Source organism: Orbaceae bacterium BiB (assembly GCA_036251205.1).
In the GTDB taxonomy this organism is placed as follows: Bacteria; Pseudomonadota; Gammaproteobacteria; order Enterobacterales; family Orbaceae; genus Orbus; species Orbus mooreae.
This window is the reverse complement of record CP133958.1, coordinates 1,012,201-1,029,077: the sequence shown is the minus strand read 5'-3', so window position 1 is coordinate 1,029,077 and position 16,877 is coordinate 1,012,201. Positions and strand designations below refer to the sequence as shown.

General features: G+C 34.6%; 14 protein-coding genes and 2 pseudogenes. 6 read left to right on the top strand and 10 right to left on the bottom strand.

From position 1 onward, the window contains the following. Positions 1 to 9 precede the first annotated feature (9 nt). The 5 genes from RHO11_04815 to RHO11_04795 all read right to left on the bottom strand — a co-directional run bounded on the left by RHO11_04815 (position 10) and on the right by RHO11_04795 (position 6,353). Positions 10 to 534, bottom strand: a complete 525-nt coding sequence (locus RHO11_04815; protein WVD62446.1) for a prepilin-type N-terminal cleavage/methylation domain-containing protein — start codon at positions 532 to 534, stop codon at positions 10 to 12. A 205-nt stretch (positions 535 to 739) separates the two neighbouring features. Beyond that, the gene (locus tag RHO11_04810; GenBank protein ID WVD62445.1) at positions 740 to 1,054 is read right to left on the bottom strand and encodes a hypothetical protein; all 315 of its coding nucleotides are present in this window, start codon (positions 1,052 to 1,054) and stop codon (positions 740 to 742) included. Between the two features lie 55 nt (positions 1,055 to 1,109). Beyond that, positions 1,110 to 3,671: a hypothetical protein gene (locus tag RHO11_04805; protein WVD62444.1), complete on the bottom strand. Its 2,562-nt coding sequence runs from the start codon at positions 3,669 to 3,671 to the stop codon at positions 1,110 to 1,112. Further along, complete coding sequence (locus tag RHO11_04800) at positions 3,671 to 4,315, bottom strand: hypothetical protein (GenBank protein ID WVD62443.1); 645 nt, start codon at positions 4,313 to 4,315, stop codon at positions 3,671 to 3,673. The genes RHO11_04805 and RHO11_04800 overlap by 1 nt, the downstream gene beginning before the upstream one ends. Before the next feature lie 10 nt (positions 4,316 to 4,325). Continuing rightward, positions 4,326 to 6,353 (bottom strand): hypothetical protein, encoded by a 2,028-nt coding sequence (locus RHO11_04795; GenBank protein ID WVD62442.1) that lies wholly within the window; start codon positions 6,351 to 6,353, stop codon positions 4,326 to 4,328. Between the two features lie 390 nt (positions 6,354 to 6,743). Here RHO11_04795 and epmA point away from each other — a divergent pair. After that, positions 6,744 to 7,721 (top strand): annotated as a pseudogene (gene epmA / locus RHO11_04790) (elongation factor P--(R)-beta-lysine ligase). Between the two features lie 106 nt (positions 7,722 to 7,827). Here epmA and RHO11_04785 read toward each other — a convergent pair. The 5 genes and pseudogenes from RHO11_04785 to RHO11_04765 all read right to left on the bottom strand — a co-directional run bounded on the left by RHO11_04785 (position 7,828) and on the right by RHO11_04765 (position 9,948). Then, on the bottom strand, positions 7,828 to 8,103 hold the full coding sequence (locus RHO11_04785; protein ID WVD62441.1) for a hypothetical protein: 276 nt from the start codon (positions 8,101 to 8,103) through the stop codon (positions 7,828 to 7,830). Positions 8,104 to 8,187: 84 nt separating this feature from the next. After that, positions 8,188 to 8,433, bottom strand: coding sequence for a hypothetical protein (locus tag RHO11_04780; GenBank protein ID WVD62915.1), 246 nt, complete (start codon positions 8,431 to 8,433; stop codon positions 8,188 to 8,190). Next, positions 8,387 to 8,713 (bottom strand): annotated as a pseudogene (gene radC, locus RHO11_04775) (DNA repair protein RadC). The gene RHO11_04780 and the pseudogene radC overlap by 47 nt, the downstream one beginning before the upstream one ends. Positions 8,714 to 8,929: 216 nt before the next feature. After that, a complete protein-coding gene (locus tag RHO11_04770; protein WVD62440.1) occupies positions 8,930 to 9,343 on the bottom strand; it encodes a hypothetical protein in 414 nt (137 codons plus the stop codon). A 77-nt stretch (positions 9,344 to 9,420) separates the two neighbouring features. After that, positions 9,421 to 9,948 carry a hypothetical protein gene (locus tag RHO11_04765; GenBank protein WVD62439.1) on the bottom strand — a complete coding sequence of 176 codons (528 nt, stop codon included), beginning with the start codon at positions 9,946 to 9,948 and terminating at the stop codon, positions 9,421 to 9,423. Positions 9,949 to 10,386: 438 nt separating this feature from the next. Between RHO11_04765 and RHO11_04760 the strand changes: the two genes are divergently transcribed. From RHO11_04760 to RHO11_04740, 5 genes are all read left to right on the top strand, one after another. Beyond that, positions 10,387 to 12,642, top strand: a complete 2,256-nt coding sequence (locus RHO11_04760) for a YadA family autotransporter adhesin (protein WVD62438.1) — start codon at positions 10,387 to 10,389, stop codon at positions 12,640 to 12,642. A 56-nt stretch (positions 12,643 to 12,698) separates the two neighbouring features. Beyond that, the gene (mobH, locus tag RHO11_04755; protein WVD62437.1) at positions 12,699 to 14,627 is read left to right on the top strand and encodes a MobH family relaxase; all 1,929 of its coding nucleotides are present in this window, start codon (positions 12,699 to 12,701) and stop codon (positions 14,625 to 14,627) included. A 13-nt stretch (positions 14,628 to 14,640) separates the two neighbouring features. Continuing rightward, complete coding sequence (locus RHO11_04750) at positions 14,641 to 14,838, top strand: hypothetical protein (GenBank protein WVD62436.1); 198 nt, start codon at positions 14,641 to 14,643, stop codon at positions 14,836 to 14,838. Between the two features lie 59 nt (positions 14,839 to 14,897). Beyond that, positions 14,898 to 15,602: a site-specific integrase gene (locus RHO11_04745; GenBank protein ID WVD62435.1), complete on the top strand. Its 705-nt coding sequence runs from the start codon at positions 14,898 to 14,900 to the stop codon at positions 15,600 to 15,602. 355 nt (positions 15,603 to 15,957) lie between these two features. After that, positions 15,958 to 16,869, top strand: coding sequence for a hypothetical protein (locus RHO11_04740; GenBank protein ID WVD62434.1), 912 nt, complete (start codon positions 15,958 to 15,960; stop codon positions 16,867 to 16,869). Positions 16,870 to 16,877 lie beyond the last annotated feature (8 nt).

The following is a 16,877-nucleotide window of genomic DNA, read 5'->3' as shown; positions in this document are numbered from 1 at the left end:
TGTTTGTCGTTATTCAATTTGATCCGTGTTCAGATGAATAGTTCCCTTTTTTTTTTCCTTAAACGAAACTGAGGTTAAGTAGGTGTTATAGCTGCAATAACGAACCCGTCCTTTGTTTGAAACAATGATTCTGCTTTCACCAATACTATTTTTTAATCGTATTGTTGTGGCTTGGGCCATGCTTCGCTGACCATAAAATATTAATGTCGATTGAGTGGTTAATCCGCTTATTTCAATGTTGTTAGTCGATATAAATTGGAACTTCGTTTGGCAATCTGTAGGTTTATTTTTAAGCGTTACAGCCAAACACCAATTACTCGCCCCATTTTGTAATAAATATACAAAATGGTTTATATTGTGAATATTGGCATTAACTTTAACTTCATTTAAAAAAGCGATAAGTTCAAATGTTGTACCAGATAACTCACTACGCAACTGAATATCTCGCCAACTACTGACACCTATCGAAGCGAGAATTGCACTAATCGCAATAACAATCAATAACTCTAAAAGTGAAAACCCAAATGAATTCATAACATAAACACAATAAATAGATGATATGTAGACAATATCAAATACATTACGTGTATGTTAAAAATAATCACTATTTTGCGACTTAATACGTAAAATTAATTGTCATTTTACATATTTACCGTTTATTTACTGCGATACAAAACACTTTATTAAGCCTTTTACTGACTTGGTTTACACTTAATATTGAAATCTAAGATAAGCAAAACTATTTGATAGCAGATATAGGAATACAATTCTCTCTAATTTTTTGTTTACTCTCTTCTGTTTCCGTTGAATATTCAAAGCTGTACTTTGTTTTACCGCTCATCGCCTGAGTCACACAGCCAAAATAGTTACGATAATTAGTGTTTTTATCAACATAAAATTCAGTTATTACTTGCACTAAGCTGGTTTGCTTGGTTTTGGTTTCATATAAATAGAATACCCCAATTATTCCAACCAATACGATTAACATTATCAACAATCCCAACTTGAAAATAGGCAATCTTTTTTTGTCTGTTGGCTGTATTAATTCTGTCACATTACCCTCTATTTAAACTTTATTATTTTGTCTCAAATGATTTAACTTCAAAAGGTTAACTAATCAGATAAAAACGATAAGCATCACGATAACAAGCCAAACTTTCATCGGCTTGTTGTAATTGGTCCACTGTAAGCTGTGTTTTGATTGATTCAATTTTATCTTGCACGTCAGGCTGGTTATTATCATTTAATAGACTGTACCAAACATAAGCTAACGCTAAGTTTTTCGGTAACTCATTACCTAGCTCATGCATTTGAGCCACTTCACGCCATATTTTAAATATCTCAGCTTTCGATAGTTGAGGATGGTAAACATATTTGCTGTACTCTTTTTGCTTATAGTCATGTGGCCGTGCAACTTGATAATAACCAGCCAAATCATTACGAATTAAGGTGAATTTTTGATATTGATAAGGATCATTAGTGGTATTTTTATCATTCCAATAACGTTCACTGTAATAGTCCATTAACAATCGAGCAGCATCGACATTACCTTGTTTAAGAGCCTTGCCAAAATACGTTTTTATCACACTTTGGTTTTCCTTTTTATTAGGATTTAGCCGAGCAGCAACATAAACATAAGCCTTGGCATAATCTTGTTTAATCAGCTTTTGCATTAAAACATTTTTTTGTTGCTCACGGTTAGTGATGTCATAGAATAATGCGGTAAGATAAAGTTTATCTAATTCCGCATCATCTGTATTGGCAAGCCAGGCATTGAACTGTTCATCACTTGGCCGGCAATAATATTCACCCCGTTTAACTAAATCAAGAAAGCGTTTTTGGGTCGCTTGGTCACCACTATCAGCATAGATTTTAGCCGCTTGACAATATGAGTAAGAATCAAACTTATCGCTAGTAGACTGCCGTTTAAAATAGTGATAATTCAATGCAGGACTGGCAATTTTCTCCATTTTCAATGTTAACCAATCAACCCCATCCACCACCACCGCAGGTGAACGATAAGATTGATCTGCCGCTAGATATTGCTCTTTTAACCACTCAGCATCAGGATGGCTGGTAGTAATGCTGATGGTAAAATTCGAAGCAGCTTGAAAGCCTAACTTAGCTGAGGTATTGAGTAGTTGCCAGGTTTTTTTATAGTCTTGATCAACCCCTTTACCTAAATAATAAAGCACCCCCAAACGATAAGTTGCTTCTTTATGTGATAATTCACTGGCCTTTTGATAATAGGGTAGTGCTTTATTGACATCCTGCAACAAAAACTCATCAAGCACCGCGATATCATAAAGTATGTTTGGATTATCAGGATCTAACGATAACGCCGTGAAATAAGACTGCTCCATATCGCTGGCAAAGTTTTCATCTTTATAAGGAGGAACATCACGATAAAGTCTCATCCCAAGCTTTGCAAACATATAGTGACCAATGGCAAAGTTATGATGTTTTGCCAGTAAAACCAATTGTAATTTTAATACATTTGCTTGATCGCTGTTAATGTCCATACCATCGATTAAGCGAATAAATTCAGTTAAAAATTGCTGTTCTTGTGTTGAAGAGTGTTCAAAAATCTGTGTAATAACTTGAGAAGCTTGGGTAATATCCATTTTACCGATAAAAGCGGGAGTAATCACGGTATTAAGTAACTCATTTTGTAATGGATCCCCGATTAAATTAAACGTCGAATGTTTACCTTGTTGATAAAGTAGTTCAAGACCTTTGACATAATAGCTGGCTGCGGTAGCAGGTTCTTGTTCAACCCCTTTACCGGTTAAATACAGCCAAGCTAATAAAAAATTAGCCTCAACCCGATCAGTCACAGGCAAACTGCTGCGATCAACTAGATGCAATAATCGATCTGCAGCGCGTAAATAATCAATATTGTCCGTTAGCGTGCCATCAATTTGTCCACCAGACAAATAATAGTTAACAACTTTCAGCGGTACATTAAGGATAGTATTAATATCTTTATTATCGATACCTGTAGAGCCGGCTTTAATCGCTGTTTGTTCTAACCAAAATAGTGCTTTTTGTGGATCTTTGATTTTATCTTTATATAAATTTGCTAATTTATATTGTGCCAGCCCGGTATAACCCAGATCTTTACTTTGACAAGCTTTTTGATAGTAAGAAACTGCTTTATTATAATCTGGCTTACCACTTAAACCCTCTTCATAAATTATCGCTAGATTGTATTGCGCCTCACCAATACCCAGTTCTATACTATCTGCTAACCACAAGGTGCCTTCACCTACCGAAAATGAAACGTTTTTAGGCACTGGTCCTGCAGCTTTTTCTAACCAATAAATAGCTTTAGTCATATCTTTACTGGTCAATTTACCTTGCATAAATTCTATACCTAAGGTAGTTTGCGCTATTGGATAGCCGTTATTGGCTGATTTAGTCAGCCACTCTATATATTTTTCGGCTGATTTTGGTTTACACTCACCCCTTTTGTCTCGTAAATCAAGATAAAAATTGCCCTCTTCACAATACCAACCATCCTCTTTGCCCAGATTAGGGTGATAAGCCTCGGCGACAATATACTGCGCAACACTGTTATTTTGTTTATGAGCTTTCCACCAAACATCTTGACTAATATCACCAAACGCCGGAGCAATAGCAAACCATAATAAAAGAGTTAATTTTTTCATTACTCATCATCACCGAGCGGTTTATGCACAATTAACGAGCTACCTAATCGACTGTATAAACGCTCATTATCATCAAAGCTGAAAGTTATGCTTCTGTTTTTTACCTCTGGTTTAATGTAAGAGGAGTTAGACGTGAGTAATGCCTCAATACCGTTAGGCACATGCTCAACAGTATAATTGTAATTAATGACGTATTCTTGTAGTTGGCTTCGACTCACCGATACAATATCAGTGACCGTAATCTTACCAAAACAGAAACCAGAGTAGCCCAATTGCGACCATTTTTTAAAATATTGCCGACCTAAATCAGTTAGATCATATTGAGATACTTTGATGGTTGTCACTTTATTATATGGATTAGGCTCATCTTCCAATTTATTACTCAATAGATCAATATTAATGAGGCTTTCGAAGGTTGAGCGAGCATAGTCAGAAATATATTCAACCCTCTCACGATAAGGAAAATCTTCAATCCCCTTTAAAGCAATGCATTCCACCCCGCCCGCCATTTGATTAAGGATATCAAACCGCTTTTGAATTTCTTGCTGCCAATTGACTTCGGGTTGTTTTTCACCACAACCGCTGACGATCAATAGTGAAGTCATTACTAAGCTATAACGAAAACATTTTAATAAATTTTTCATGATTATCATCTTATTTAAGATCGTAAGAATAAGTATATAATTGGCCTTTATTTAGAGTAGCAAATATCCATTTTAAATCATGGCTAACGTATTGCTTATTATCTAAAAAAGACGTTAATGGTAGTGGAAAACAGGTATTTTCACTGAGAAAATCGTAATTTGCACGAGATAATGTCGAGTCTTGTAATGGTAACGAGCTACAAGCATAATTGGTTTTTTGATCATATTGATAAGGGGGTTTTATCTCGATTAACTCAGCCCAATTGACCGAGTCCATTTGCTGCCAGGCTAACTGAGCATCACGCCAACTACCGCTAGTGAGTAAAATCAGATGATCATTGGCGAATTTAATCATATCCCATTGGGTATCAAATTTAAGTTCTTTTAACCGATAATAACCCGCAGCTTCATCGTTATAAATGTGATAAAAATAAGCAAATTTCATTGTATTCGTGGTTAAATCGATTTCAGGTTTGATCCGAAACTCAACTTCATTCGTTTTTTTACGTTGCTGTTCTTGATCAAAAATGGTCTTCTGCTCAGCTAAATTAATATGCCCGGAATGATAGACTGATAGGCAAATTTTGCCCAAATTAGTGTAAGCCGGCATAATATATTGCGAACAAGCGGACCGTGGATGATAAGTATTCACGTAAATATAGCCTTTAGGGAGGTTGAGTTGCGCAATATCACCAATCGATACCACTGCTGGGCCGGTGATATATTGACTTGAATCATAAAAATCCAAATCATTTCTTCGGGAAATAACTTGTTTGGCACGTTCCGATAAAATGTCATCGGCAAGGGATAATACTTGCTTGGTTGAAATGGCCGGATAATTATCGATTTGTTTCTTTTCATCACCGTATGGTATAAAACGCACAACCGGAGAATTAGTATAATTGGCAAGCATACATGCTTTTGTCATATCTTGCGGCCAGACAATTTGATGCTGGTTATTTTTTAATACTCTTATATTTTCGCTACATGCAATACCCTCCCACTCGCTCACCTCGTCCTCATAAAAAAGAACGGTACCATTACTATCAATGATGGATCGAAAATACTTGTTATCATATTCATCAATAGGAACAACTTTTTCGGCATAGGTAATAGCATTACGACCAAATAGCTTGATATCAATAGAGTAATATTGATCACCAACGAGTTTACCTTGAGTATCTATCAATTGGTAAGCACCATCCTGCTTTGCTTTCACCCAGCCATACTGATCAAAAAAAGGCTTTACATCTATAAATTGATTTTCATTTAGGATATGGCCATCAGAATCATATAACTGATAAATGGAATAACCATCCACATTATTCCTAAGCCAAAATTTATCTGAATACAGTTTTTTAATACCATAATAATTAGGTAAATACGGGGAATTTTCTAACGGTATTGTTGTATTGCTATTGAGATTCACCAATGTATATTGTTTATCTTTGAGACACAAAAAGAGAGAGTTTAACGTAATCGCTTTACAAGCTGTTAAATCGATCAGAGGGTTACTCGGAGCCACATTAATAGCAGGTTCATCAACAAACTCACCTTGTAAATTCACGTATTTTGTCTCATTACCTTGAGTGACTCTAGCAACACCATTAATAAACGGTTCAATTGTATTAAAATAGCTACCTGCTGGACTAATCAGATTACCATCGGTATCAATCAAAACCGATAATCTGGTATCCTTATAATAATAAGCTAGTCGATCTGCGCCTAAATAAGTGAGATTTCCTGCTATTTTAAAGTTTAGTATGTTACCGGTTTTAGTAAACGAAGAGGCAAAATCTTTAGCTTCTCTTACATTACCAAATGGGATATCTATTTGTGATTCAACAATCCAATAATCATCGGTATAGGTAATCTTGTTGTAACTCGTTTCATTGGACATAATCACATTACCCTGTAAATCAAACAATTCACTATTATAAGATATCAAGAAATCTGTTTGACTGGCATAACTTGCCATTGCAGTAAATAGACTAAAACCAATGATAAAACTAAATGAACACCGTAATCCGTTTTTCACTATTCTTATTCCCTATTTGCATTTTCTTATATTGTTATTTAAAAAAATTTTACGCTTAACAGTATAACTGACACAATAATTATCAATCAATAATTTTTGCCTTATATTTCCTAACGTTTCTGTAGTACCCGAATTATATTTATTAATCAATGAATACTTCTAGGCTGGCTTATATCGGTTTATTGATGTTCATTATCTTCTATTTTTTAATATCTTGAATTCAATAACAATTCTTGATTAAAAAGGATACCAGTTAGCAATTAAATTAACATATTGATTTTTAATCAGTCTTAAATCTTACCTTTTATTCTTGCTCTTATTTCATTAAACTACTCCTTTTATGACTAAGATAGCCATTTTTATTGGCAAAGAGTATATCTATGATAACCCCTGAGAATTGGTAACCAACAGCCTTCAATTGATTTACTGTTAAAGCGTGCTAACATCATGAAACAAGTTCGGGCATTTTTTGCTGATCGTTGTATTCTTGAAGTGGAAACTCCAATCCTAAGTCAAGCAGCGGTGACTGATGTACAACTAAGTTCATTTCAAACGATATTTACTAAACCAGGTATTATCGATTTACAACAAGGGCAAAAGTTATCTTTAATCACCAGCCCGGAATATCACATGAAACGGCTTATCGCTGCCGGTAGTGGACCTATCTACCAAATTTGTAAATGCTTCCGTAATCATGAGGAAGTGAGTCGGTACCATAATCCTGAGTTTACGATGGTTGAGTGGTATCGAATACAGTTTGATATGATGCAAATGATCAATGAAGTTGATGACCTATTACAGCAGATTTTAGATACTGAGCCTGCTGAATATATCAGTTACCAAAATGTTTTCTTAAAATATATAGATGTTGATCCTCTTGATGCAAGTCCGGAAGTACTCATTAATATTGTTGAAAAATTAGATCTAGGCTTTGATACTCAAGATATTGACCTAGATACCTTATTACAATTTCTATTTACTTTTGGAATTGAACCACATATTGGCAAAGAGAAGCCGACTGTCGTTTATCACTTCCCTGCATCTCAAGCTGCATTAGCCGAGATCAACTGCGAAGATCACCGCACAGCAAGGTGATTTGAGTTTTATTATAAAGGTGTTGAGTTGGCAAATGGTTTTAAAGAGTTAACAAGTGCCAAAGAACAAAGAGCGCGTTTTGAACGTGATAATCAAAAAAGATTAGCCAAAGGTTTACCGGCTCAAGTTATTGATGAATATTTATTATCCGCCATGGACGCTGGGTTGCCAGACTGTTCAGGTGTTGCGTTGGGGCTCGATCGCCTCATCATGTTAGCACTAGAACAATCCACGATCAGCCAAGTGATGAGTTTTAATTTGGAGAATGCTTAATGGCAATCCCGTTTAATCTATTTGAGATTATTATTACGTCTATTGGCGTCGTTATTATTTTATTACTGATTATTTGGATCACTAAATTACGCTTTAGTAATAAGAGTCAACAACAATTATTTGTAGCAGCAACAAAGTTTTCAATGCTTTTTGCACTTTCGTCAATTAAGTCAATTAAATCACCAAAGTCCCAGTTTTCAAATGGCTGCCAAACGAAACCAATATCTTCAGGTAATTCAATTTCAAGTGGTGATGTATTTTCCACTAACTTAATAAATTGTTCTCGAGCATCAGGATTTTCATCATTAAAAATAATGAATTGCTCTGCTGTAACAATCAAAGTTGCATTACTATAAGGTTGTTCTGCTTTTTTTGTAAACATAAGTGTTCTCCTATATGAATTAAATGAAGGAGAGCACTCCAATAGGAGTGTTCTCCCATTGGGTTTGAAGTGTTAATAACAAGATTAGTTAATTAGAATCCATTCACAAAGTTTGTCATCATATTTTGCACCCAATTCAATCGGGCTAACATTAGGCAATATGACTGTTTGGTTTGTTTTTGGATTTACGCCATGTGAAACAATAAGCTCTTTTTTTCGAGTACGTTTATTTATTTCACTATAAGTAATTAAAATTATTATAAAGTACAATCCATTATCTTTTTTATAGCCAGCCTCTTTCAGCAAAAGAAACATATTTACCTTTGCCAATAACAAAATGGTCTAATACTTTCATTTCAAACATCTCAGCTGCTACAGCCAATTGTCTAGTTATATTCCGATCAGCGTTACTTGGTTAAGGTTCACCAGAAGGATGGTTATGAGCCAAAATTAGACCTACAGAGTTAAGCAACAAAGCATGACGAATAACGTCTCTTGTATAAACAGATACAGCATTAACAGTACCTATAAATAATTCTTTGTATTCAATTAACTGACTTTGGTTATCAAGATACATAACAGCAAAATGTTCTTGTTGATAGTTTTCCATTTTTAAACGTAAAAAGTCATATGCAACAGATTGACTGCTAAACAAGTCTTTATGTTTTAGATTGTCTTCAAGCAGTTCAATTGCTTGATTTATTATTGGGTTAGAATAAATACTATTTGTTTTAGTAAGCATTAAAGTTCTCCTTGATAACAAAAAGGAGAATCCCCCAATAGGAGTATTCTCCCTATGAGGTTGATGTGTGGATATAATTAAGGTTTACTTAATTAAAATAAAATGTCTCTTTAAAAAAGGTTTAAAATATTGACTTATTGAAGCTTCAATAGAATTAACCTGACTGAAATATTTTTTTGCTTTATTTACACTATAGCTATCGCCTATAGGGACAATGCAATCATATTCATCAAGGTATTGTTCAAAGTAGTGGCTCTTTATATTAATTTCAAAGAGGCTTCCTAATATGTTGCAAACATCATTTGATATTTTGTTAGCAACATCATCGTGTGTAATATAATTTATATATACTTCTGAAGTACTTAATAAATTTGATCTTGCTATTGAACGTACATAAAAGGGGTTAAAAATATCAGTTGATTGGATATACCCTAAAACCTGTTCTATATCTTTTTTATATCCCTTTAAAGTCAATCTGACTGATAAATTATGTTTCATTAATACTCTCCTTAATCAAAAAAAGAGAATATTTTCACCACACGGGAAAATATTCCCTATGGGGTAATGAATTTTTATTACACCAGAATATTAGGGTAATAAAATTTAAATTTTAACGTTGTGAGTTCTGAGCAATTTTTATAAAGATGACTACTTATAAAATTATTTAGTCTATTACCTTGTTCGGTGAGAGAATCACCAGCGTATCGGCTATCATCATAAAAATACTCATAGTTAGCTTGTTCATACAAACTAGACTGATCATCTAGTAAACGATTTAGTTCGTGATTTGATACAGGACAAAACCAGCCAATAAATTTATTAAAATGATTAACTTCGCCAGTAATAACCTTTTGTTGGTGTCTATCAATGATCGAAACTATCTTAGCTTTGAATTTTGAATTGTTGCTCTCTTTTCTATTAATAAATTTTTCAATAAATATTATGGCATCATTAATAGATTTGAATTTTCTTTTTATATTTTTCTCTACAGCATGTACACCTAGCTGTTGACTAAATATTATCGAGAATTGATTGTTATAAATATCCTCTCTCAATGAAACACCTTTTTCATATTGAGATGGAATAAATTTAAATGATTTCATAGTGTTCTCCTTGATATGGCAATAAAAAAGGAGAATTTATGCCCGATAGGGATAAAATCCCCCTATGGGTGAGTAAACGGTAAGTTTATAAGAACTCAACATCAAATTGATGTCACCAACCTGCGAAAGCAGTGAGTTTGTTGATTAAAGGATGTGGTCACCTTAAACAAGGCACGTCCAATGTTACTTGCAACGTGTGAGGATTAATAACCATCGCCTCGGGCTGTTTGTTACTGAAAGTAACGGAAACACGATTAGTATACTAATTAGTAAAAGAGATTCAATTATTTTTTTTAAATTTTCAATATTCATTTGTTTATAGTTTATTTCATTTCAGCAATTTATTGTGACTGCTCATTTAAATGGCCAACAGAAGTTAAGAAAAACTCCGTTATCTACTGTGTTGGTTTTTTCAAGCAGATAAAAAAAGAGGAAAAAATGAATAAACTCAACAAAACCTTAATTTCAAGCATTGTGTTAATGTCTATTAGTTTTTATGGGGTTAGTGAGGAAATTAGTTTAGGAACTACGGCTATTGCCGATGGGAAAGATTCTATCGCTATCGGTAATAATACTGAAAGCAATGGAGGTTTTTCTATTAGCATAGGGAATAATAACACTATTGGAGGGGGCTACGCTGTTGGTATTGGTAATTCGGTAAATGCAAATGGTAATGGTGTTGCAATTGGTAATCAATCTAACGCTAACGCTGGTGGGTCAATTGCTATCGGTGCTGAATCAAATTCAGTTATGAAAGATTCAATTGCTGTGGGGAATCAATCGAATGCAAAAGGTGAAAATTCTAATGCTTTTGGCAGTCATTCAAATGCAACAGGTAATAACTCGGTTGCATTAGGTAATAATTCGGTCGCAGACCGAGATAACAGCGTTAGTGTTGGAGCTAAAGATAATGAGCGACAAATTACGAATGTGGCTGCCGGGACCCAGGGCACTGATGCCGTTAATTTAAATCAATTGAATGAATTAGGGGATAAGGTAGATAAAAACACCACTGATATTGCGAATTTAGACAATCGTGTAACGACCAATGAGACTAATATCAGTAAAAACACCACTGATATAGCTAATTTGGACAATCGTGTAACGACCAATGAAACCAATATCAGTAAAAACACCACCGATATAGCTAATTTGGACAATCGTGTAACGACCAATGAGACTAATATCAGTAAAAACACCACCGATATAGCTAATTTGGACAATCGTGTAACGACCAATGAGACTAATATCAGTAAAAACACCACCGATATTGCTAACTTGGACAATCGTGTAACGACCAATGAGACTAATATCAGTAAAAACACCACCGATATAGCTAATTTGGACAATCGTGTAACGACCAATGAGACTAATATCAGTAAAAACACCACCGATATTGCTAACTTGGACAATCGTGTAACGACCAATGAAACTAATATCAGTAAAAATAGCACCGATATTACAAACTTGGATAATCGAGTAACACAAAACACCAATAATATTACTAATTTGGGTAATGAAATTAATAATATGAAAACAAATGGCGTAGGAAGTGGTTTAATTCAAATGAATGAATCTGAAAAAATGGTAAAAGCCAGTGCGACAGGTTCAAATTCGTTAGCTGTCGGTTCTGGTTCAACAACAACAGGTAATAACGCGGTTGCATTAGGTAATAATTCGATTGCAGATCGAGATAACAGCGTTAGTGTTGGAGCTAAAGATAATGAGCGACAAATTACGAATGTGGCTGCCGGGACCCAGGGCACTGATGCGGTAAACCTTAATCAATTGAATGAATTAGGGGATAAGGTAGATAAAAACACCTCCGATATTGCTAATCTTGATAATCGAGTTACCACTAACGAAACTAATATCAGTAAAAATACCACTGATATTGCAAATATTAAAACAGATGTTGCCAATATTGATAATCGAGTTACTACCAATGAAACCAATATCAGTAAAAACACCACCGATATTGCTAACTTGGACAATCGTGTAACGACCAATGAAACTAATATCAGTAAAAATACCACTGATATTGCAAATATTAAAACAGATGTTGCCAATATTGATAATCGAGTAACACAAAACACCAATAATATTACTAATTTGGGTAATGAAATTAATAATATGAAAACAAATGGCGTAGGAAGTGGTTTAATTCAAATGAATGAATCTGAAAAAATGGTAAAAGCCAGTGCGACGGGTTCAAGTTCATTAGCTGTGGGTTCTAGCTCAACAGCAACAGGTAATAACGCGGTTGCATTAGGTAATAATTCGATTGCAGATCGAGATAACTCGGTTAGTGTTGGTAGTGTTGGTTCTGAACGTCAAATCACCAATGTTTCAGCAGGAACGCAAGGTACGGATGCGGTAAACCTTAATCAATTAAATAAACTAGGTCAAGATGTCGATTTTAAATTCAAATCTATGTATCAGGAAATGAAAGATAACAGGGATGAAGCCCGTGGCGGTATTGCAGGTGCGATGGCTATGGCTAGTATTCCACAGCCTTATATGGCAGGCTCTGGTATGGTTGGTGCAGGAATTGCTACATTTAAAGGTGAATCAGCTATAGCGATTGGTGCATCTAAAATTTCAGAAAATGGCAAATGGATCACAAAATTAAATGGAAGCGCCACAACTAATGGCGATTTTGGTTTAGCGGTTGGTGTCGGATATCAATTCTAAAAATTAAAGTGGGGTTTACCCCACTTTCATCATTTTGATACAAAATTGGGTTTAGCATGTTTCATTTTTTTAAAAAGACGAATTCTATAAATAAACAACCCTCTGTAAAAATTGAGGGATGGCATAATCCCTATTTCGCAACTAAGCTCCTTGATTCACCTTTACGCCAAAAGTTACTCTCACTCATTTGGCAACGGGTTTCAATGGACAGAAACCGATTTGAACGATTGTATATGAAAGCTATCTATCAGTATGTTGAGATTGTTCAATTACTGCCGGCATCCGAATCACATCATCATTCTTACTTAGGAGGGATGATAGATCATGGTCTAGAAGTCATAAATTATGCTTTAAAACTAAGACAACCTTATCTTTTACCCATTGGTGGAAATCCTGAAGATATTCCCAAACAAACTGAAGCCTGGAGCGCAGCCGTGATGTATGGTGCATTACTGCATGATATTGGTAAAGTGGTGGTCGATATTGAGGTACAAATGAATAATGGTCGAACCTGGTATCCTTGGGCCGAAAATATTCAGTTACCGTATCGCTTTAGCTATCGTCAAAAACGTGATTATTCCCTTCATCCCAGCGCTGCTGCGGTGATGATTCAGCGGATTATTCCCGAGGAAGGTTTAACCTGGTTGTCAACGTTCCCAGATTTATTCCCTTTATTCCTAAATCTTTGTTCTGGACATCATGAAAAAGCTGGAGTACTTTCCGAAATTATTCAAAAAGCTGATATGTCATCAGTATCAAATAATCTCGGTGGCGACCCAACGAAAGCACTTGCTAAACCAGTGCAATCACTCATGAGTAAGATGATAATCTCAATTCGTTATTTAGTTGAGAATGAATTGACCTTAAACGGATCTAAAGCGTGTGACGGTTGGTTTGATGGTTCTGATCTATGGGTTGTCAGTAAAACGTTTACAGATAAAATGAAAGCCAATTTACTTCAAAATGGTATTACTGAAGCACCAACAGATAATGCCAAAATATTCAATATTTTAAAAGAGCAGGGGATTGCACTGGCAAATAATGAGGATAAAACAATTTGGACGTGTAAAGTAGAATCGGATAGTGGATGGGTAGCTGAAAAACTTACGCTTATTCGAATTCCCATTAATGTGGCTTACAGTAATGTGACTAAAGCACCTGAACCGTTTAAAGGGAGAATTACGGTTTTGGCTAATAATGAGCCAGAGCAGCAGATGTCTAAGCAAGATGAAACACAATCACTTGTGACAACGTCGAATAATACAACCCTAAATACGATATCTCATAATGATAATTCAAATCAAATGTTAGAAAATTACCATATTGATGTCCATACAAAACAAGAAGTAACACTAAATGATTCCGTATTAAATTTATTTAGTGACAATAGTCATGATGAGTTAAATATGACATCCACTGGTGTTATATGTTCTGATTTAGTGATGGCTCCGGAGGATAATGATGCTGATTCTTCATTGATAAATAGCATTATACATAATGAGGAAAGTAATACTGTTAACATGATGCCTGATAATACTGGTATTGATAAAGTTTTAAATCAGCAAACTTCATTAGAAATGGATAACGTTTATCATCATCCTTTCTTTGTCTGGTTACGAAGTCAAATTATTTCTCGAAAATTACCGGTCAATACGCAAACTGCGTGTATTCATACGGTTGAAAATAAGGTTTTTTTGGTTACTCCAAAATTATTTCAAAAATACTGTTTACATTTAAATGGAAATGAAGATTACGAAAACTGGCGACAAATCCAACTTGAATTTCAAGCAATGAAAATACATTTAAAATTTAGTGAGGAAAATTATAACATTTGGAAATGTTTAATTTCTGGTAAACGAAAAAATAATGCAGTGATTAAAGGGTACTTGATTGAGAATAGGACTTTATTTGCGATTGATAATGGCCTGCCCAATAATCCTCATTTAACATTAATTCACGATATTGAACTATATAAAAAGCTATAAGGAGATAATATATATGGGGCAACAAATTAATCAAATAACCACATGGCATGATGTTGTACAACGTTACACTTCTATTAAAGTATTAAGACCAGAAAGTGTTAAAAATTATAAACGTTACGTAGAAATATTTAGTCGTTTTTTTGGGGATGATTTTGATGATATCAACACAATAACAACCCAAAAGGTAACTTTATTCAGATCTTTTTTTTAAATGAAAGACAATGTAAAAAAGTCACTTGGAATAGTTATTGCCGTCACTTTAAAGCATTAATGGCATTTGCTATTGAACAAAAAATTGTTGTTCATAAAACAAATCCATTTAATCAAATGTTGATCAAACCCGGTAAGAAAGAAAAGAAAATAATCACATCATCAGACCTCGATATATGCATCAATTTTTTAGAAAATAAAAGTAATAATGAATCAATAAAAGATTTTTTTTACCCCTGTCAATTTTGGCTAACCTTGATCAAAGTTTTACAATACACCGGGATTCGACGTAATCAATTATTGCATATTCAAATTAGAGATATTAATGAGGCTAACAAAACCTTATTTCTTAGGGAAGAAGGTTCAAAAAACTTTTACGAAAGAGAAATTCCTGTCATTGATGATGTTTTTAATGAACTTATTCGCTTAAAACAGCAACTACTCAGATTAAACCGAAAACCAACAATGCAATTATTTAATATTTATCATTTCAAAAACAATAAATGTGGCAATTACAAAGAAATGAATTTTGACAGAATTAGTGCTTTTTTTCAGCGGTTATCAGTAGCGTGCGGGGTTCGAGTCACGCCTCATCGTTTTAGGCATACATTAGCGACGAATTTGATGAAAAGTCCTGATAGAAATGTGACTTTAGTTAAGGAACTTTTAGGGCATTCATCAATTACCACAACGCTTGAGTATATAGTAACAGATCAAGAACAATTGAGATCTTGTTTGAATAATTATTATCGTTGTAATGATTAGTTTTAAATTAGTCTTATTGCGGTAGATTATTTAATTATGACTCCGCTAGAAAAATACTAAAAGTTAATATCTTTTTATATGGTTTGCTATAAATTAGCAAAGGCTATCCCGTTTTAAACTTTGTTATTTTAAATAGTTATATATAAAATTTAAATTATTGACCATTTTCTATTCCGTTTGAATATTCACACTATTTCAATTATTCCTAATATTTTATTATGAATTGTTAATCGTTTTATGGGCAGTATTTCAATGGACTCTTTTATAATCAACACGTTGCATTATTTAATCAAAAAAGCTAAGCTATAAAAATAACTTGTTTAGTATAACAACTAAGAATAAAAGGGATAGGCATGTGGAAAATTCATTACAACAACAGCTACTCACAGAGCTAGATAATGCGGTAAATCGTAAAAAATACCGTTATCTACTCATTGATAATTTAGCATCGATTAGTGAACTTGATTTTATTCATCTTGATAACATGACAGCGCTATTAGGCAGTAATGCGATCACCACAGTACTGCGTCCAGAGTTATCTCATTCACCCGAAGCCTGCCCACAACTGCTGACTATCGCCAGGCCCCATCGTGCATTGGATGAAAAGATTATTCACTACAGTGTGATGCAAGCGACGCTAGAGTTACTGCGGACTAAACGCTATATTTGCAGTTGGTTTGTCAGTGAACAACCTGCGGAAGTCGTGGCTGAGCTCTTGGTGCAAGTCGGTGCCTTTGTGGGGCAGCGTTGTCAATTGCCCTTTTTACCGATTTATGAACCGTTTCGTTTCCAACTTTTGCATGAGTCAAATCAGATAAGTGCATTATGGTTACCATCAATTTTAAATTTTAGTGATAGTTACTGCTATCTGGATATGCAGGGGCAGCTAAAGCTGCTGAAACCGGTTGAATCGCTGCCCACGGGGATCGAGTTGTTTCTATCTGAACCAGCGCAGCTATATCAAAAAAATGCCCGGCATCTGTTTCAATTCTACTTATCTTGGCAGCGTTATTGCCAGCAAGTAGGGAAAGACACGGATGAAAATACCCTAATGAAGGTGGCGAATGCCTATCTTGCGGCTAGCCGCCAGGGATTAACAGATAGCCGTGATAAGTCGCTATTTACCCTAATGTCGCTCCGGTACGGCGACTTAGCCTCGCACTATTTATTACAACAGGCGATAGATAACGCAATCAATGAGCCCGGTACCCTAGCGGATAAATTTAAATTAGTGGATAAGTCGGTTTTTTTAGACTTGTCCCAATAAGGAATGGA